At 73.3% G+C, this 16,456-nt stretch carries 18 protein-coding genes; 8 read left to right on the top strand and 10 right to left on the bottom strand.

What is annotated here, in order from left to right:
• Nucleotides 1–5: 5 nt before the first annotated feature.
• A complete protein-coding gene (locus O7635_RS22485) occupies nt 6–1,358 on the top strand; it encodes a DUF808 family protein (RefSeq protein WP_278082429.1) in 1,353 nt (450 codons plus the stop codon).
• 2 nt (nt 1,359–1,360) lie between these two features.
• Here O7635_RS22485 and O7635_RS22480 read toward each other — a convergent pair whose 3' ends face one another.
• The 4 genes from O7635_RS22480 to O7635_RS22465 all read right to left on the bottom strand — a co-directional run bounded on the left by O7635_RS22480 (nt 1,361) and on the right by O7635_RS22465 (nt 3,545).
• Entirely contained in the window at nt 1,361–1,498 is a 138-nt protein-coding gene (locus O7635_RS22480; RefSeq protein ID WP_278082428.1) for a hypothetical protein, read from the bottom strand.
• Between the two features lie 40 nt (nt 1,499–1,538).
• On the bottom strand, nt 1,539–2,042 hold the full coding sequence (locus O7635_RS22475; RefSeq protein WP_278082427.1) for a hypothetical protein: 504 nt from the start codon (nt 2,040–2,042) through the stop codon (nt 1,539–1,541).
• A 170-nt stretch (nt 2,043–2,212) separates the two neighbouring features.
• Nucleotides 2,213–2,527 carry a hypothetical protein gene (locus tag O7635_RS22470; protein WP_278082426.1) on the bottom strand — a complete coding sequence of 105 codons (315 nt, stop codon included), beginning with the start codon at nt 2,525–2,527 and terminating at the stop codon, nt 2,213–2,215.
• Nucleotides 2,528–2,561: 34 nt separating this feature from the next.
• A complete protein-coding gene (locus tag O7635_RS22465) occupies nt 2,562–3,545 on the bottom strand; it encodes a HAMP domain-containing sensor histidine kinase (RefSeq protein ID WP_278082425.1) in 984 nt (327 codons plus the stop codon).
• Nucleotides 3,546–3,653: 108 nt separating this feature from the next.
• Between O7635_RS22465 and O7635_RS22460 the strand changes: the two genes are divergently transcribed.
• Both O7635_RS22460 and O7635_RS22455 read left to right on the top strand, forming a co-directional pair.
• A complete protein-coding gene (locus O7635_RS22460) occupies nt 3,654–3,893 on the top strand; it encodes a hypothetical protein (RefSeq protein ID WP_278082424.1) in 240 nt (79 codons plus the stop codon).
• Nucleotides 3,894–3,895: 2 nt separating this feature from the next.
• Nucleotides 3,896–5,530 carry a Na+/H+ antiporter gene (locus tag O7635_RS22455; RefSeq protein ID WP_278085553.1) on the top strand — a complete coding sequence of 545 codons (1,635 nt, stop codon included), beginning with the start codon at nt 3,896–3,898 and terminating at the stop codon, nt 5,528–5,530.
• On the opposite strand, the gene O7635_RS22450 is transcribed toward O7635_RS22455, so the two are convergent.
• From O7635_RS22450 to O7635_RS22440, 3 genes are all read right to left on the bottom strand, one after another.
• Nucleotides 5,527–6,819: an ArsB/NhaD family transporter gene (locus O7635_RS22450; RefSeq protein ID WP_278082423.1), complete on the bottom strand. Its 1,293-nt coding sequence runs from the start codon at nt 6,817–6,819 to the stop codon at nt 5,527–5,529. The two genes, O7635_RS22455 and O7635_RS22450, sit on opposite strands and share 4 nt — an antisense overlap.
• Before the next feature lie 138 nt (nt 6,820–6,957).
• Nucleotides 6,958–7,608, bottom strand: a complete 651-nt coding sequence (locus O7635_RS22445; RefSeq protein WP_278082422.1) for a response regulator transcription factor — start codon at nt 7,606–7,608, stop codon at nt 6,958–6,960.
• A gap of 2 nt (nt 7,609–7,610) precedes the next feature.
• Entirely contained in the window at nt 7,611–8,564 is a 954-nt protein-coding gene (locus tag O7635_RS22440) for a HAMP domain-containing sensor histidine kinase (RefSeq protein WP_278082421.1), read from the bottom strand.
• A 124-nt stretch (nt 8,565–8,688) separates the two neighbouring features.
• Between O7635_RS22440 and O7635_RS22435 the strand changes: the two genes are divergently transcribed.
• A complete protein-coding gene (locus tag O7635_RS22435; RefSeq protein WP_278082420.1) occupies nt 8,689–9,123 on the top strand; it encodes a hypothetical protein in 435 nt (144 codons plus the stop codon).
• Here the strand turns inward: O7635_RS22435 and O7635_RS22430 are convergent, their stop codons facing one another.
• On the bottom strand, nt 9,124–9,675 hold the full coding sequence (locus O7635_RS22430) for a hypothetical protein (RefSeq protein WP_278082419.1): 552 nt from the start codon (nt 9,673–9,675) through the stop codon (nt 9,124–9,126).
• 105 nt (nt 9,676–9,780) lie between these two features.
• Here O7635_RS22430 and O7635_RS22425 point away from each other — a divergent pair, with 105 nt between their 5' ends.
• Complete coding sequence (locus tag O7635_RS22425; RefSeq protein WP_278082418.1) at nt 9,781–12,534, top strand: LuxR family transcriptional regulator; 2,754 nt, start codon at nt 9,781–9,783, stop codon at nt 12,532–12,534.
• Nucleotides 12,535–12,706: 172 nt separating this feature from the next.
• Complete coding sequence (locus O7635_RS22420) at nt 12,707–13,477, top strand: EAL domain-containing protein (protein ID WP_278082417.1); 771 nt, start codon at nt 12,707–12,709, stop codon at nt 13,475–13,477.
• Here the strand turns inward: O7635_RS22420 and O7635_RS22415 are convergent.
• Nucleotides 13,474–14,148, bottom strand: coding sequence for a VOC family protein (locus tag O7635_RS22415; RefSeq protein WP_278082416.1), 675 nt, complete (start codon nt 14,146–14,148; stop codon nt 13,474–13,476). The two genes, O7635_RS22420 and O7635_RS22415, sit on opposite strands and share 4 nt — an antisense overlap.
• Nucleotides 14,149–14,215: 67 nt before the next feature.
• On the opposite strand from O7635_RS22415, the gene O7635_RS22410 reads away from it, so the two are divergent.
• Entirely contained in the window at nt 14,216–14,767 is a 552-nt protein-coding gene (locus O7635_RS22410) for a Chromate resistance protein ChrB (RefSeq protein ID WP_278082415.1), read from the top strand.
• Complete coding sequence (locus O7635_RS22405; RefSeq protein ID WP_278082414.1) at nt 14,767–15,927, top strand: MFS transporter; 1,161 nt, start codon at nt 14,767–14,769, stop codon at nt 15,925–15,927. The genes O7635_RS22410 and O7635_RS22405 overlap by 1 nt, the downstream gene beginning before the upstream one ends.
• Here O7635_RS22405 and O7635_RS22400 read toward each other — a convergent pair.
• A complete protein-coding gene (locus tag O7635_RS22400) occupies nt 15,924–16,439 on the bottom strand; it encodes an AAA family ATPase (RefSeq protein ID WP_278082413.1) in 516 nt (171 codons plus the stop codon). The two genes, O7635_RS22405 and O7635_RS22400, sit on opposite strands and share 4 nt — an antisense overlap.
• Between the last annotated feature and the right edge of the window lie 17 nt (nt 16,440–16,456).

Genomic DNA, 16,456 nt, shown 5'->3' with positions numbered 1-16,456 from the left:
CTTCGGTGAGCGCGGGACTCGCAGCACTGCTGGATGATGTGGCGGTCTTGGCGCGGGCCGCGGCCGCGTCCATCGACGATGTGGGTCTGGCTGCGGCCAAGGCCGGGTCGAAGGCCGCCGGGGTCGTGATCGACGACGCGGCCGTCACCCCGCAGTACGTGCGTGGCCTGGCGGCCGAGCGCGAGCTGCCGATCGTCAAGCGCATCGCGGTGGGCTCGCTGCGCAACAAGTTCCTGATCATCCTGCCCGTGATCCTCGTGCTCAGCCAGTTTCTCCCCTGGCTGTTGACCCCGCTGCTGATGATCGGTGGCGCCTACCTGTGCTACGAGGGCGCCGAGAAGGTCTGGCACAAGATCGCGCATCGTGGTGACCACAGCGCGGCCGAGGAGCGGCAGCCGGACGAGAAGACGCTGGTGTCCGGCGCGATCCGCACCGACCTGATCCTGTCGGCCGAGATCATGGTGATCTCGCTGAACGAGGTCGCCGACGAGTCGTTCGTGTCCCGCCTGGTGATCCTCGTGATCGTGGCGCTGGCGATGACCGTGCTGGTCTACGGGGCGGTCGGCCTGATCGTCAAGATGGACGACGTCGGCCTGCGCCTGGCGCAGCGCGAGGGCGGCGCCGCCGGGTTCGGGCGGGGCCTGGTGAAGGCGATGCCGCGGGTCCTGAGCGTGCTCACCGTGGTCGGCACGGCCGCGATGCTGTGGGTCGGCGGCCACATCCTGCTGGTCGGTGCGGACGAGCTGGGCCTGCACGCGTTGTACGAGGCCGTCCACCACCTGGAGGAAGCCGCCCACGACGCCACGGGCCCGCTCGGTGGCCTGGTGGGCTGGATCGTCAACACGGTGGCCAGCGCGATCCTCGGTCTGATCGTGGGCGCGGTGATCGTCGCGATCATGAGCGTGACCTTCCACCGCAAGAAGTCCCACGACACCGCCGCGCCCCACGACGCGGGCCCGGCCGGCGACGCCACGGCCCGGCCCAGCGACGCCGGCGCACCCCACGACGCGGCCCCGGCCGGCGACACCCCGGCCCGGCCCAGCGACGCCGCCGCACCCCACGACGCGGCCCCGGCCGGCGACACCCCGGCCCGGCCCAGCGAGGCCGCCGCGCCCAACGACGCAGAACGGCTTAGCGAAGCCGCCGCACCCCACGACGCGGCCCGGCCCAGCGACGCCGCCGCACCCCACAACGCGGCCCGGCCCAGCGAAGCCGCCGCACCCCACGACGCGGGTCGGCCGGGCGACGCGGCGGAGCTCAGCGACAAGGGCGAGCCCCGCGAGGAGGCCGCGCTCGCGACCGAGCCGCCGACGGCGAAGACGGCCCGCAGCCGAGCGGGGACCGAGACCGAGGAGTAGCCCTACGGCGCGAGGACGCCGACCCGGCCGGCCTCGTCCAGCACCTCACCGAGCAACCCGGGCCACCCGTCGACGTCGGCCGCCTGCAGGCCGACGTCGAGCCCGGGCCGCCGGCGAGGTAGACCTGGGTCCGAGCTCACGCGCGGACACGGCCTGCGATCCAGACGCCGGCCCGAAGGGTCATGCCGCCGAGCAGGCGATGTTCAGCTCCTTGATGGCGGCTTCGAGCTTCTTCTTGCTGGGCTTGGCCTTCGCGGACTTGTTGTACGCGTCCCCCAGCGCCATCATCTCCTGCTGCACCTTGTCGGCGGCGGCGCTGACCGTCGGGTTGGCGCCGATCGCGTGGGCGATGACCGCGGCCGAACCAGCGGTCCACTGTGCGCTGACCGCGATGTGCCCGGCCGGCGGGCCGATCTTCTCGGCCTCGGCGACCTTGTCCGCGTTGTCCTCGATGTCCTTCTTGATGTCCGCACAGGCCTTCGCCGTGACGCCGTCGACGGCCGGGGCCGTGGTGGCCGCGGCCGTGGTCGGCGCGGCGCTCGTCGGCGCCGCTGGCGCCGAGGTCGCGGCACTCTCCGCCGCCGGTTCCGTGTCGCACGCCGACATCGCGAGCACCGCCACGACGGCCGCGCCGGTCAGGACGAGCCGGTTCCTGAACATTGATGCTTCCCCCATGATCGTCATGTCGGGGGCACGCTACCAGTAACGGCGAAACTGGGCTGCATCAATTAAGTGCCCGGGCGCAGACCGCGACCTCCACCGACGAAGGTCCAAAGTGGACATCTTACCACTAGGCTCAGTCACTGAGCCGCGGCAGCGACAGCCGCGGCTCAGTGACTGAGCTGGGGAGGGGATCAGCCGAGATAGTGGTCCCGGACCTGGGCCGCGTGGCCCTCCGAGAGGGTGTCGCCGACCAGCGGGCTGAAGTGCGGCGCGCTGGTGATGGTCTGGCGCGCATGCGGCACGCGTACGCCGTCCGGGTCGATGTCGGCGTCCTTGAGGTCGACCAGGTGCATCGTGCGCATGAGCCAGCCGCTCGCCACCGCCGCCACGCCCCAGGGCATGCCGAGGTCCGCCGGATAGCGGTAGATCGCGCGGATCTTGCCCGACGGACGGTTGTCACGGTCGCGGAGGTCGCGGCCGATCAGGGGTTCCGCTGACACGGTCATGGTGGGCCTCCCGATCGAGGGGATGAACGCACCTTCAGCTTCCCGGTCGATGGGCGGGCGCCGCATCGGTGGCGACACCCATATCGACGGGTACGCGCAGCCGCACCTCCGTGCCGCCGCCCGGCCCCGGGCCGACGGTGAGGTCGGCGCCCGCGAGCAGGGCCCGCTCGCGCATCCCGCGCAGGCCGGCCCCTTCGGGCGCGCCACGCAGGCCGCGGCCGTCGTCGCGGACCACCAGCTCCACCGCGCCGGGCGTACGCCGGAGGCTCAGCTCGACCAGTTCTGCGCGCGCGTGCCGGGCCGTGTTGGTCAGCCCCTCCTGCGCCACGCGATAGACGACCAGCTCCGCCTCCTCGCCCAGCGCCGGCAGGTCCGACCCGATCCGCGCGCGGACGCTCAGGCCCCGCGTCGAGTACTCGGTCGCCAGCGAGCGCACGGCGCTGGTCAGGCCCAGCTCGTGCAGCACACCGGGCCGCAGGCGGCGGGCGATCCGGCGGATCTCGTCGAGGCTGATGCGGGTGGTCTCCTGCACCTCCTGCAGCTCCGCCCGCACCTCCGCCGGCGCGTGGCCGCCGACCCGCTTGAGCTCCAGCAGCACCGCGGTCAGGCTCTGGCCGACCTCGTCGTGCAGCTCCTGCGCGATCCGCCGCCGCTCGGCCTCCTGCGCCGACAGCGCCCGGCCCGCGCTCGTCGCCCGCTCGGCCTCCAGCCGTTCCAGCATCGTGTTGAACGTGCGGACCAGCGCGCCGATGCCCGGGTTGCCGGCCTCGGCCAGGCGGCGCCCCGGCCGCAGCAGGTCTACGGTGGCCATCGTGCGGGTCAGCCGCGACAGCGGGGCGAGGCCGAGCCGCAGCAACGCGGCGTTCGTGACCAGCATCGCCGCGAGCCCCGCGAAGACCACCGCGACCTCGCCGGCCTTGGGCTGCGTGGAGATGGTCGCGGGGGTGAACAGCAGCAGCGCGGTCGCCGCGGTGAGCACGGCCGCGTTCAGCAGGAAGATCCGCCAGAACAGGGTCACCCGACGAGCTTGCGGGGCCGACCGGCCCGTCGTCCACGAAATGGGTGGTGGCACCCATGGCGGCGGCCGCCCTTGATCACGTTTGATGGGTGCGACGAAGGGACAGGTGTGCGCAGGATCCACATCGGCGCCGCCGCCGTGTCCGCCGTCCTCGCCGCTGCCGCCGCGGACGCCGCCGCCATCGGCCTGCTGGCCGCCCGGCCGGACCCTGACCCGCTCGCGCTGCTCGCCGGGTCCGTCGCCCTGGTCGCGTCGGTTGTCGCCGTGATCGTCACCACGTCCGCGGGCCGTCGCGCGGCCCGCGCCCATCGGCCGGTTCGGCCGCCGTCTGGAGAATTCAACCGGTGAGCATGGAAACGATCCTGATTTTCGTCCTCGCCGCGGTCGCGGTGGTCGTCGCGGTGCGGTGGGTGGCCGAGCGCACCGGCCTGCCGGCGGCCGCGCTGCTGCCGCTCATCGGCATCCTCTATTCCGTGCTCCCCGGGCCGAACCTGAGCCTCGACCCCGAGATCATCCTGACGTTCATCATCCCGCCGCTGCTCTACAGCGCCGCCCTGGACTCGTCGCTGCTGGCCATCCGCCGCAACCTGCGCATCGTGGTCAGCCTGTCGGTGGTGCTGGTGCTGATCACGGCGCTGGTGATCGGGGTCGGCTTCCACTGGTTCGTCGCGGGCGCCACGCTGGCGGCCGGCATCGCCGTCGGCGCCGCGATCGCGCCGCCCGACCCGGTCGCCGCCCTCGGCGTGGGCCGCAAGGTCGGGCTGCCGCCCCGGATGCTCACGATCATCCAGGGCGAGGGGCTGCTCAACGACGCGACCGCGCTGACCATCCTCAGCGTCGCGGTCGCCGCGGCCGTCGGCGACGGGTTCTCGTGGGGTTCGGCGGTCAGCCAGTTCGTGTTCGCGGCCGTCGGTGGCGTGCTGGTCGGCGTCGCCGTCGCGTACCTCGTGCGGTTCCTCCGCCGCCTCCGCGACGACCCGCTCACGGCCAACGCGATCTCGCTGGCCACCCCGTTCGGCGCGTACCTGCTGGCCGAGGAGATCCACGTGTCCGGCGTGCTGGCCGTGGTCATCGCCGGCCTGATCCTCGGCCACCATGCGCCGGCGTCGTCGGGCGCGAGCCGGCTGCAGACCACGGCGGTCTGGCGGCTGGTCGAGTTCCTGCTCGAGGGTTTCGTCTTCCTGCTGATCGGCCAGCAGCTGCCCCGGGTGATCCGCGGCCTCGAGCAGTACGCGCTCTCCACGATCGTCATCGCCGTCTCGATCAGCGTCGGCGTGGTGCTGCTGCTGCGGCCGCTGTGGCTGCTGCTGACCCAGTCGCTGCCCCGTTCGCTGCACACCCGGCTGATCCGCGACGAGGCCGACGAGGCCGAGGACTGCGAGCCGCGCCGGGGCCTGGCCGGTCGGGAGGTGGTCGCGCTGAGCTGGGCCGGCACCCGCGGCGTGATCAGCCTGGCCGCCATCTTCGCGCTGCCGCTGACCACGGACGCGGGCGCGCCGTTCCCGGACCGCGACCTGCTGCTGTTCTGCACGTTCATCGTCGTGCTCGTCACGCTCGTCGGGCAGGGCCTGACCTTCGCGCCGCTGGTGCGGATGCTCGGCCTGCGGGCCAACCGGGCCGACCAGGCGCGGCTGCGCAACGAGGCCCGGGCCGCCTCGGTCGAGGCGGCCCTGGAGCGGCTCGACGAGATCGCGCTGGAAGGCGATGCCGAGGAGGTACGCGCGGTCGAGGTCACCCGGGCCCAGCTGAGCGCCCGGCTGGCCCGCTACCAGGGCCGGCTGGACCTGCTGCGGGACGCGGACTCGACGGAGCTGCCGGTCTCGGAGCGCTACGAGGCCGCGCTGCGGGTGCGGCGCTCGGCCATCGACGCCCAGCGCGAGGAGGTCATCCGCTGGCGCGACGCCGGCCGCCTCCCCGACGAGGGCCTGCGCGTCCTGCAGCGCGAGCTCGACCACGAGGAGGGGCTGCTGCCCGAGCGGCGTTAGAAATAGCGGAGCCATACGTAGCCCCAGGCGACGACGACGGTCACCGCGGTGGTGACGATGCCGTACTTGGTGAACTGCCAGAACGAGATCGGATGGCCGTGCTGGGCGGCGATGCCGATGACCACCACGTTGGCGCTCGCGGCGACCGCGGTGCCGTTGCCGCCGAGGTCCGCGCCGAGCGCGAACGCCCACCACAGCGACTCGCCGGTCCGCGGATCCGGCGCGCGGGCCACCAGGTCCTCGACCACGGGCGCCATCGTCGCCACGTACGGGATGTTGTCGAAGAACGCGCCCAGGATCGCCGAGCCGAAGACGAGCCCCGTGGCGGCGACGAAGTAGTTGTCGCCGATCGCGTCGACCGCCCAACCGCCGAGCGCGTGGATGACGCCGGTCTCGACGAGGCCGCCGACCATCACGAACAGGCCCATGAAGAAGACGAGCGTCGTCCACTCGACCTCGGCCAGGTAGTCGGAGGCGCGGACGCCGGAAACCAGCACCATCAGGCCGGCGCCGAGCAGCGCGATGATGGCGGGCTCCAGGTGCAGCACGCTGTGCAGCGCGAACCCGACGGTGACGAGCAGCAGCACGGCGAGACAGCGCCACAGCAGCGGCTTGTCCTTGATGGCGGCGTTGCCGTCGAGCCGCATGACCGCGTCTATCCTATCTGGATAGTGAACGAAGGCCTTGCGGAACATGAAGCGGGACATGACGACGAACAGCACGAACAGCACGACGACGATCGGGCTCATGTGGACGATGAAGTCGTTGAAGGTCAACCCGGCCCGGGTCCCGATGATCATGTTGGGCGGGTCACCGACCAGGGTCGCGGCGCCGCCGATGTTCGACGCCAGCGCCTCGGCGATCAGATAGGGCGCGGCCGGCAGGTGCAGCTTCTGGCAGACGGCGATCGTGACCGGGGCGACCAGCATGACGGTGGTGACGTTGTCGAGGAAGGGCGACGCCACCGCGGTGATCACCATCAACAGCACCAGCAGCCGGTACGGGTGCCCGCGCGACCGCTTTCCGGCCCAGATGCCCAGGTACTCGAAGACGCCGGTCTGCTTGATCACGCCGACGATGATCATCATGCCGAGCAGCAGGAAGATCACACCCCAGTCGATGCCGGCGTGCTCCGAGTAGAAGACGTCGTGGCCCGGCACCAGCCCCAGGGCGGCCATCAACCCGGCGGCCCCGAGCACGACCGCGACCCGGTGGAGCCGCTCGGTGGCGATGAGGAAGAACGCGACGGAGAAGATGACGATGGCCGCGACGGGCGCGAGCCCGCTCACGCGCGGCGCCCCGGCGGACCGGTCTCGGACGCGTTGCCGTGTTGTTCGAAAGAGGTGTTGGCCATGCCCGACACGATCGCGCGCGGCGGCGCTCGCGGAACATCGGTGCGGACACCCACATCGGCGGGGCGGCGACCCCTATGGCTCGATGAGTCCGACCCTGATGGCGTAGCGGGTCAGCTCGAGCCGGTCCCGCAAACCCAGCTTCTGCAACAGGTTGGCCCGGTGCCGCTCGACCGTCTTCACGCTGATGTAGAGCAGGTCGGCGATCTGGCGCGACGAGTGGCCCTCGGCGACCAGCTTCAGCACCTCCTCCTCCCGATCGGTGATCGCGCGGGCCGGCACGCCCTCGCCGTCGCGTACCCGCTCCAGGTAGTGGCGCACCAACGCGTTGACCGCACCGGGATAGAGGAACGGCTCACCCCGCATCGCGGCCCGGCACGCGGCGAGCAGGTCGCGGTCGGCGACCGACTTCAGCACGTAGCCGGACGCGCCGACCTTGAGCGCCTCGAAGAAGTACTGCTCGTTGTCGTACATCGTCAGGATCAGGATCCGCAGCTCCGGCAACGAGCGGGACAGCTCCCGCGCGGCCTGGAGGCCGGTCAGCCGCGGCATCGCGATGTCGAGCACCGCCAGGTCGGGCCGGTGCTCCAGCGCCAGGTCGATCGCCTCCCCGCCGTCGGCGGCCTCCGCCACCACCGTCAGGTCGGGCTCGCCGTCGAGGATCAGCCGCACACCGCGCCGCACCAGGGCGTGGTCGTCGGCGAGCAGGATCCGGGTCTCGGACATCGTCAGCGACCTCCCGCGTCGCAGGGCACCCGCAGGCGCACGTCGGCGCCGCCGCCCACGGCGGAACCCAGACTCAGGGCGGCGCCCACCAGCAACGCCCGCTCCCGCATGCCGCGGATCCCGGCGCCCTCGGGCGCACGGCCGAAGCCCCGGCCGTCGTCGCTGATCCGCAACCGCACCTCGCCACCGTGCCGGCGCAGGCACACCTCGATGGTACGGGCGCCGCTGTGCCGCGCCGCGTTCGTCAGCGCCTCCTGGGCCACCCGGTAGAGCACCAGCTCCCGGTCGTCGCCCAGGTCGGGCAGGTCCGTGTCGATGTGGTGGCGCACGTGCAGCCCGCCGGTGGAGAACTCGGTGGCCAGCGACCGCAGCGCGCTCTCCAGCCCGAGCTCGGCCAGCACGCCGGGCCGCAGCCGGCGGGCGATCCGGCGGATCTCGTCGAGGCTGTTGCGGGTCGTCTCCTGCACCTCGCGCAACTCCGCCCGTACGTCCGGCGGAACGTGCCCACCCACGCGCTTCAGCTCCAGCAGCACCGCGGTCAGCGTCTGCCCGACCTCGTCGTGCAACTCCTGGGCGATCCGCCGCCGCTCGTCCTCCTGCGCCCGCAGGGCGAGCCCGGTGCTGGCGGCCCGCTCGGCCTCGAGCCGGTCGAGCATGGCGTTGAACGTGTGGATCAGCTCCGCGATCCCGCCGGCCCGCCCACCGACCGCCAGCCGGTGCCCGGGTCGGAGCAGGTCGACGGTGGCCATCGTGCGGGTCAGCCGGGACAGCGGCGCCAGCCCGACCCGCAGCAGCACGGCGTTGGCGACGAGCATGGCGCCGAGCCCGGCCGAGAGCACCACGGCCTCGGTGAGCAGCACGGGTGTGGAGACGGTCACGGGCCCGGCGAGGACCAGCGCCGTCGCCACGGTGAGCACGGCGGCGTTGAGCAGGAAAATCCGCCAGAACAAGGACACGCTGCAAGCCTGCGGTGCGCGGGCGACGCCGTGCATCGGGGCTGGCACCCATTGGGTGTCCACACGGATGGCGCCGCGCTCCCCCGGCGGGCGATGGTGGGAAGCTCCCGGCGGAAAGGACGCCATGATCGTCGAACGCACCCCGCTGCCCGGCATCGGCGTCTGCCACGCCGTCACCACAACCCGACATCAACGCATCGGCGTGGTCCTGCACCACACGGGCCGGCGGGACGTGGTCCTCTACGACCCGGACGACCCGACACGGGCCGCGGCCACGGTCACGCTGGACGGGCGGGAGGCCCACCACGTCGCCGACCTGCTGACCGGCGCGGTCGTCGTCGACCACCTCACCGCCCCGGCCCCGGAGCTGACGGTCTGCCGGATCCGCGTCCCGGCCGCGTACACCGGCCGCCCGCTCCCCCACGACCTGCCGGCGCTGGTCGTGATCCGGTCGGGCCGCCCGGTCCAGGACCCGATCCCACGGCCAGGAGACGAACTCCTCGTCGTCGCCACCCGCCCCGCCGTCGACGCCTTGATCCACACCGTTACCGGTGCTTGATCAACGCGCCCGCCTACGGCCGCTCACGCGTGACGGCGGCTCGCCGTCGCGCACCTTGGCCAGGTGGTAGGCCGCCAGGTCGCGGACGCGTTCGTCGGCCGAGCCGGTCAACGACTCGAGCGCGGCGACGGCCTCGGCGGTGCGGATGTCGCTGAGCGCCCACATGCATTTGCGCGACAGCGCCCGAGAGTCGTCGAAGTCGCGGTACGCGAACTCCATGTCGGCGGCGCGCCGCAGCGCCGGCACGGCACGCGGATCCGCGTACTCCTGCAGGAATCTCGCGATGTTCTCGTGGTCACGGTGCCAATCGGCGACCAGCAGCCGGCACAGCAGCGGCACCGGGTCGGCGCCCAACTGGTCGAAGAACACCATCAGGCTCAGCGCGGCCTCGAGTTGGTCCCCGTCCGCGCGCCGGACGGCGTCGGACAGCACACCGGGCAGGAAGTCCGCGTCCGTCCGTGGGTCCGCGCCGACGGCCGCGACGAACTCGGCCTCGGAGGTCCGGGCCAGCAGGAAGTCCCACACCGCGGTGCGCTGTGCGTCGGTGAGCATCCGCGCCGGTCCTCTCTCTCGGTGCGATCCTGCCAGCACGGGAGAGGGACGGGGCTCGGCGGATTAGGCTCGAACCACCGCGAACCGCTCCAGGGAGATGTCCGCATGGCAGGGCATGGGCTTCATGGTCGGCGCGCCGAGCGTGGGGTGCTCGATCAGCTCTTCGGAGAAGTACAGGCCGGCCGGCACATGGTGCTGGTGTTGCGCGGTGAGTCCGGTGAGGGCAAGACCGCTCTCCTCGACTATCTGGGCGACAAGGACCCCGGCGGGCGCTTCATCCGGGTGACGGGCGTGCAGTCCGAGATGGAGCTGGCGTACGCCGGTCTGCACCAGTTCTGCGTCAGCATGCTCGACCGCCTGGACGACCTGCCGGCGCCGCAGCGGGAGGCGTTGCGGGTCGCGTTCGGGCTCGTCGACGGGCCCGCGCCCGATCGGTTCCTGGTCGGGTTGGCCGTGCTGACGCTGCTCTCCGAGACCGCGGGCAGCGGCCCGCTGATCTGCCTCGTCGACGACGTCCAGTGGCTGGACCGGGCCTCGGTGCAGGCGTTGGCCTTCGTGGCGCGGCGGTTGGGCGCCGACCCCATCGGCCTCGTCTTCGCGGAGCTCGAGCCCAGCGACGACCGCGAGCTGTTCGGGCTGCCGGAACTCGTGCTGACCGGGCTCGACGACGCCGACGCGCGCGCCCTGCTGGACTCGGTGGCGCCCGCGTTGCGCGACGAGCGTCTGCGGGACCGGATCCTCGCCGAGGCCCGCGGCAACCCGCTGGCCCTGCTGGAGCTGCCGGCCGAGCTCACCGCCACGGAGCTCGGCGGCTGGTTCGGCTCGTCGAGGACCTGGCAGACGGAAAGCCGGACCGTCCACATCGAACAGGCGTACGTGCGGCGGGTACGCGCCCTGCCGCCGGAGACCCAGCTGTTCCTGCTGCTGGCCGCGGTCGAGCCCGTCGGCGACCCGACCGTGCTGTGGCGCGCCGCCGCCAAGCTGGGCCTCGGCGACGACGTCGCGGCGCCCGCCGAGGCGGCCGGGCTGATCACCGTGGCGATCCGCGTGCGGTTCGGCCATCCGCTGATGCGGTCCGCCGTGCACCGGGCCGCCGACTGGTCGGACATCCAGCGGGCGCACCGCGCGCTGGCCGACGTGTGCCCGCCGACAGACCCCGACCGGCGCGCCTGGCACCTCGCCGCCGCGGCGACGGCGCCGGACGAGGAGTTGGCCGGGGAGCTCCAGCGGTCCGCCGACCGCGCGCGGGCCCGGGGTGGCGCGGCGGCCGCCGCGGCGTTCCTGCGCCGGGCCACGGAGCTCACGCCCGATCCGGCCCGGCGTGGGCAGCGCGCGTTGGCCGCCGCCGAGGCCGCGCTGGCGGCCGGCGCCGCCGACGGGGCCGAGGAGCTGCTCGCCACGGCCGAGCTGGCCAAGCTCGACGGCCTGCAGAAGGCCCGCCTGGAACGGCTGCGCGCCCAGCTCGTCTTCACCCGCAGCCGGGGCACCGACGCTCCGGTGCTGCTGCTCGACGCGGCGCGCCGGCTGACCCCGCTCGACGTGCCGCTGGCCCGGGAGACCTACCTGGAGGCGTTGCTGGCGGCCGTGTTCGCGGGCGCCGGCCGGTTGGAGCCCGACCACGGCGTGCGTACCGTCGCGGAGGCGGCTCGCGCGGCGCCCGGCCACCCCGGTTCGCGCGACCCGGTCGACCTCCTGCTCGACGGGCTGTCGGCGCAGTTCACCCAGGGGTACGCGGCCGGCGCGCCCACGTTGCGCCAGGCGGTGCAGGTCATCCGGGCCCGTGACGGCAACACGTTGATCTGCCTGATCGCCTCGCTGGTCGCGGCCGAGCTGTGGGAAGGGCCGGCCTGGCTCGACCTGCTGACGCGGAACGTCCGCGGCGCCCGCGAGACCGGCACGCTGAGCCTGCTGCCGATGGCACTGGACTACCTCGGCAGCTTCCACCTCCAGGTCGGGGATTTCGTCACCGCCGCGGCGTTGACGGAGGAGGCCGCCGCGCTCAACGCCGCTCTGCATGTCGTGCCGCCGCCGTACACCCCGATCATGCTGGCGGCCTGGCGCGGCGACCAGCCGGAAACCGCGAGGCTGACCGAGATCGGCGTCCAGGACGCGTTCCCGCGCGGGGAGGGCAGCGCCCTGGTGCTGACGGAGTACGCGGCCGCGCTGCTCAACAACGGCCTCGGCCGCTACGAGACGGCGCTGGCCGCGGCCCAGCGGGCCACCAGCGGGGACCAGCTCGTCGCCAAGTCCTGGGCGCTCGGGGAGCTGGTCGAGGCGGCCGCCCGGCTGGAGCGGTGGGACGTCGGCGAGGCGGCGCTGGACGAGCTGGTGGACCGGACGCGGGCGAGCGGGACGCCGTGGGCGCTGGGCACGCAGGCCCGCGCGCGGGCGCTGCTCAGCCACGGACCGGAGGCGGACGGGCTCTATCGCATGGCGATCGACCGGCTCACCGAGTGCCACATGAACGCCCACCTCGCCCGGGCCCACCTCGTCTACGGTGAGTGGCTGCGCCGCCGCGACCGCCGCGCCGACGCCCGCGACCAGCTGCGCCGGGCGCACGACCTGCTGGCCACCATGGGCGCGGAGGCGTTCGACGAACGGGCGCGCAACGAGCTGCAGGCCACGGGCGAGACCGTCCGCAAGCGCACCTCGGACACCGCCCTGGACCTCACGCCACAGGAGTCGCTGATCGCGTCGCTGGCCCGGGACGGCCGCACCAACCAGGAGATCGGGGCCGAGCTGTTCATCAGCCCGCGGACGGTCGAGTGGCACCTGCGCAAGGTCTTCGCGAAGCTCGCCATCGGGTCGCGCCGGGAGCTGCGGGACGCGGACCTGGTCACCGCGGCCGCCCCCCGGTAGTCCCTGGCGCCGGACATTTGGGCGCCTTCGGGACGGCCCCGGCGCGATCCCCGGGTACCCGGGGCCTGCCGCCACCCGGGTCGACGACAGGCCCGACGCGGTGGGCGCGCGGCGACAGTGGGGTCCGTCGTTGGCGACCCCGCCACAGCCGATCCCCAGGAGCCCTCAGGTGATGACCTGCCAGTTGCCCACGGATCCCACCGTCGCCGAAGCCGTCGCGCAGGACGAGCTGCGGCTGCTGTACCAACCCATCGTGCGGATAGCCGACCGCGCCGTCGTCGCCGTGGAGGCCCTGGTGCGCTGGCAGCATCCGGTCCGCGGGTTGATCACGCCGGACCAGTTCCTCCCGGCCGGCCACGAGGCCGGACACCTGCCGCTGCTGGACCGGTGGGTGCTCGACCAGGCCTGCCGCGACATGGCGTCACTGCGCGATGCCGTGCACCGGCCGGCGCACGTCAACGTCAACCTCTCGGCGCAGACGCTGGCCACTGACTTCACCGAGCTCGTCACCGCGGCGCTCGACCACAATGGACTGTGCGCCCGGCGGCTGCAGCTGGAGCTGTCGGAGGGCGCCGACCTGGCCACCCTGACCCGGGCCGGACCGCGCCTTTCCCGCCTGATCGAACGTGGCGTCGCGGTCGCGATCGACGACATGGGCACCGGGGCGACCGACCTGCGCTACCTGTCGCGGCTCGCGGTGCACGGCATCAAGATTGACAAGGAGTTCGTCGCCGGCATGCTGCACAACCCGCGCGACCACGCCATCGTCACGCTGCTCACCAGCCTGGGGCACAGCCTGCGCCTGCACGTCACGGCCGAGGGCGTCGAGAGCGCCGAGCAGCTGGCCGCGCTCGCGCGCCTGGGTGTGTCCAATGTGCAGGGTTATCATCTCGCGCCGCCGCTGGCGCTCACCGAGCTGACGCGCACCGTGCTGGCCGGCTAGCCGGCGACGTGGACGTGGAACTCGTTGCCGTCGGGGTCGGCCAGGGTGTCGTCCGCCAGCCGGGTGGCGCCGAGCGCGACCAGCCGGTCGAGGTCTGCCGGGTCGTCGACCGTGAACTCGAGGCGCTGCCGGTTGCGGCCGGTCTTCGGGGCGACGGGCGGGCCGCCCCACGAGACCTTCGTGCCGCCGGCCGGCGACTGGACGGCGGTCTCCTCGTTGTCGTCCCAGACCAGCGGCCAGCCCAGCGCCGCGCTCCAGAAGAGGCCGACCGCCCGGGTGCCGTCGCAGGACGCCTCGCCGAGGAACCCGCAGCCGGCGAGGAACTTGTTGCCCGCCGGGATCACGCAGAACGCGTTGCCCTCGGGATCGGCCAGCACGATGTGCGGTTCCTCGGGCAGCTGGCCGACGTCGAGGTGGTGGGCGCCGAGCGCGAGCGCCCGCTCCACCGTGCGCTGCTGGTCGGCCTCGACCGCGCTGGTCAGGTGGAGATGGAGGCGGTCGAGCCCTTCCCTTTCGCTCTCGCTCGCGACGAACCGCAGGCCGATCTGGGTCTCGTCACCCGGCACGAGCGCGTCGTCGACGACCTCCCGACCGAGCAGGTCCGCCCAGAACCGCGCCAGCCGGGCCGGATCGTGCGCGTCCAGGACGATGGTGAGCGGTCCGGAGATCATCGTCGTACGGTAGGACGCTTCCGTCGCCGCTGTCGATGTATTTGTAACCGTCGCTACAATCTCGGATGTGTCGACGCGCTGGCTGCTGCTCGTGCTCAAGGTGCCCGCGACGCCGTCCCGGCATCGGGTCGCGGTGTGGCGTGAGCTGCGCAAGCTCGGGGCGATCACCCTCGGCGCCGGTGTCTGGGCGGTGCCCGACCTGCCGGTCTTCGCCGACGGCGTCGCGCGGGCGATCGCGCTGACCGAGCAGGCCGGCGGCCGGGCCATGACCCTCGACGCGACCGGCCGCTCCCCCTCCGACGCCGCCGCGTTCCAGGCCCTGTTCACCGCGGCCCGCACGGCCGACTGGACCGAGTTCCGCGCCGACTGCGAGAAATACGCGCAGGAGCTGGCCAAGGAGATCCGCATCGCCAAGTTCACCCTGGCCGAGCTCGAGGAGGAGGAGCAGTCGCTGGAGCGGCTCCGGCGCTGGCACCGCGACCTGACGGCCCGCGACGTGTTCGGCGCGCCCGAGGCGGCGGCGGCCACGGCGCGGCTCAAGGAGGTGACGGCGGCCTGCGAGGACTACGCCGAGCGGGTTTTCGCCGCGCTGCACGCCACACCGGAGGACGGGCCGTGATGTGGCCGCTCTATGCGGCGGGCTTCGTCACCGCCTTCGGCGCCCACGGCATCGCCGCCAACCTCGGCGGCTTCTCCGACGACGCGGTCACCTCGCTGCTCGTGCTCGGTGGGCTCCTCGCCCTCTACGACGGCGCCGAGGTGCTCCTCAAGCCGCTCTTCGGCACGCTCGCCGACCGGATCGGCGCCCGCCCGGTGCTGCTCGGCGGCCTGGTCGCGTTCGCCGCGGCGTCCACTGTGTACGTGGTCGCCGACGGCCCGGCCTGGCTGTGGGTGGCCCGCTTCGCGCAGGGCGCCGCCGCCTCCGCCTTCTCCCCCGCCGCGTCGGCGCTGGTCGCCCGGCTGAATCCGGCGGGTTCGCACGGCCGGGCGTACGGTTCGTACGGCTTCTGGAAGTCGATCGGCTACACGCTCGGCCCGCTGCTCGGCGGTCTGCTGGTGTGGCTCGGCGACCTGCGGCTGCTGTTCGCGGTGCTGGCCGGGCTCGGCGTCGCGGTCGCGATCTGGGCGGCGGTGGCGGTGCCCGTCGTGCCGCCGCTGCCCAAGCGCCGCCAGAACGTGGTCGACCTCGCCCGTCGCCTGGCGGACCCGGCGTTCCTGGCCCCGACCGGCGCGCTGGCCGCGGCCACGGCCGCCCTCTCGGTCGGCGTGGGGTTCCTCCCGGTCACGGGCCGCGCCGCCGACCTCGGCACGATCGCCACCGGCGCGGCCGTCTCCCTGCTGGCGGCGTGCGCGGCGCTCGTCCAGCCGTGGACCGGCCGCGCGCTGGACGCCGGGCGCATCTCGACCGCGCGCGGGCTGACCGTGGGCCTGTTCGTCACGGCGGCGGGCCTGGCGTGCGCGATGCTGCCCGGCCTGGCCGGGGTGTTGTCGGCGGCCGCGTTGATCGGCGTCGGCACCGGCTTGATCACCCCGGTCGGCTTCGCGGCGCTGGCCGCCAGCACACCGGCCGCCCGGTTGGGGCAGACGATGGGCACGGCGGAGCTCGGTCGGGAGCTCGGCGACGCCGGCGGGCCGTTGCTGGTCGCGGGGGTCGCTTCGGCGTTCTCCCTGTCCTCCGGGTTCGGAGTGCTGGCCGCCCTCGTCGCCGCGGGCGCCGGGCTCGCGCTGGCCCGCAGCCGGCGTGCGCCGCGCGCCCGGACCGGGGCGGTGGGCGCCTAGCGCAGGCGCGTCAGGATGTCGTCGGCGACGCGCTCGGGCGGCCGTGTCGCGTCGACGAAGGTGGCGTCGGTCAGCGCGGCGAACGTGGTGAGGGCCTGCGCGACATGGTCCTGCCGCCACTGCCGCGCCTTGGCCTCGACCTGGTCGGCGTCGATCCGCGGGCGCAGGATCTCCTCCGGGACGGCCAGCACGAACTCGCGCACGTCGACCCCGGCCCGCCGGATGCCACCCAGGATCTCGGCGCGGTATCCGGCGTTGATGAGGCTCATCGGCGCGACCCAGGGATGCGGGTACTGCTGCGCCAGGCCGACCATGGTCTCGACCACGAGGTGACGCCACAGTGGAAGGTCCTGGAAGTCCCCGGTCGGCGACTTGACGAACGGCATCAGCATGAAACCGACGTACTCGGGATCGAACAGCGTCGCCCCGTCCAGCCCCTTGACCACCAGACCGGCGGTCGTCGTCTTCCCCGCCCCGAACGCGCCGTTGACCCAGACAATCATGGCGAGCATCGTGCCACCGCCGAGCA

The sequence above is a fragment of the Asanoa sp. WMMD1127 genome, assembly GCF_029626225.1.
In the GTDB taxonomy this organism is placed as follows: Bacteria; Actinomycetota; Actinomycetes; order Mycobacteriales; family Micromonosporaceae; genus Asanoa.
Note: the sequence above shows the minus strand (reverse complement) of the source record. Positions and strands in the feature narration are given on the sequence as shown.

What these genes read in the sequence shown, in the direction of transcription:
- O7635_RS22475 (WP_278082427.1), bottom strand. Translation starts at nt 2,042, where the DNA reads ATGACGATCATGGGGGAAGCATCAATGTTCAGGAACCGGCTCGTCCTG.
- O7635_RS22470 (WP_278082426.1), bottom strand. Translation starts at nt 2,527, where the DNA reads ATGACCGTGTCAGCGGAACCCCTGATCGGCCGCGACCTCCGCGACCGT.
- O7635_RS22455 (WP_278085553.1), top strand. Translation starts at nt 3,896, where the DNA reads ATGGAAACGATCCTGATTTTCGTCCTCGCCGCGGTCGCGGTGGTCGTC.
- O7635_RS22445 (WP_278082422.1), bottom strand. Translation starts at nt 7,608, where the DNA reads ATGTCCGAGACCCGGATCCTGCTCGCCGACGACCACGCCCTGGTGCGG.
- O7635_RS22435 (WP_278082420.1), top strand. Translation starts at nt 8,689, where the DNA reads ATGATCGTCGAACGCACCCCGCTGCCCGGCATCGGCGTCTGCCACGCC.
- O7635_RS22430 (WP_278082419.1), bottom strand. Translation starts at nt 9,675, where the DNA reads ATGCTCACCGACGCACAGCGCACCGCGGTGTGGGACTTCCTGCTGGCC.
- O7635_RS22425 (WP_278082418.1), top strand. Translation starts at nt 9,781, where the DNA reads ATGGCAGGGCATGGGCTTCATGGTCGGCGCGCCGAGCGTGGGGTGCTC.
- O7635_RS22420 (WP_278082417.1), top strand. Translation starts at nt 12,707, where the DNA reads ATGACCTGCCAGTTGCCCACGGATCCCACCGTCGCCGAAGCCGTCGCG.
- O7635_RS22415 (WP_278082416.1), bottom strand. Translation starts at nt 14,148, where the DNA reads ATGATCTCCGGACCGCTCACCATCGTCCTGGACGCGCACGATCCGGCC.
- O7635_RS22405 (WP_278082414.1), top strand. Translation starts at nt 14,767, where the DNA reads ATGTGGCCGCTCTATGCGGCGGGCTTCGTCACCGCCTTCGGCGCCCAC.
- O7635_RS22400 (WP_278082413.1), bottom strand. Translation starts at nt 16,439, where the DNA reads ATGCTCGCCATGATTGTCTGGGTCAACGGCGCGTTCGGGGCGGGGAAG.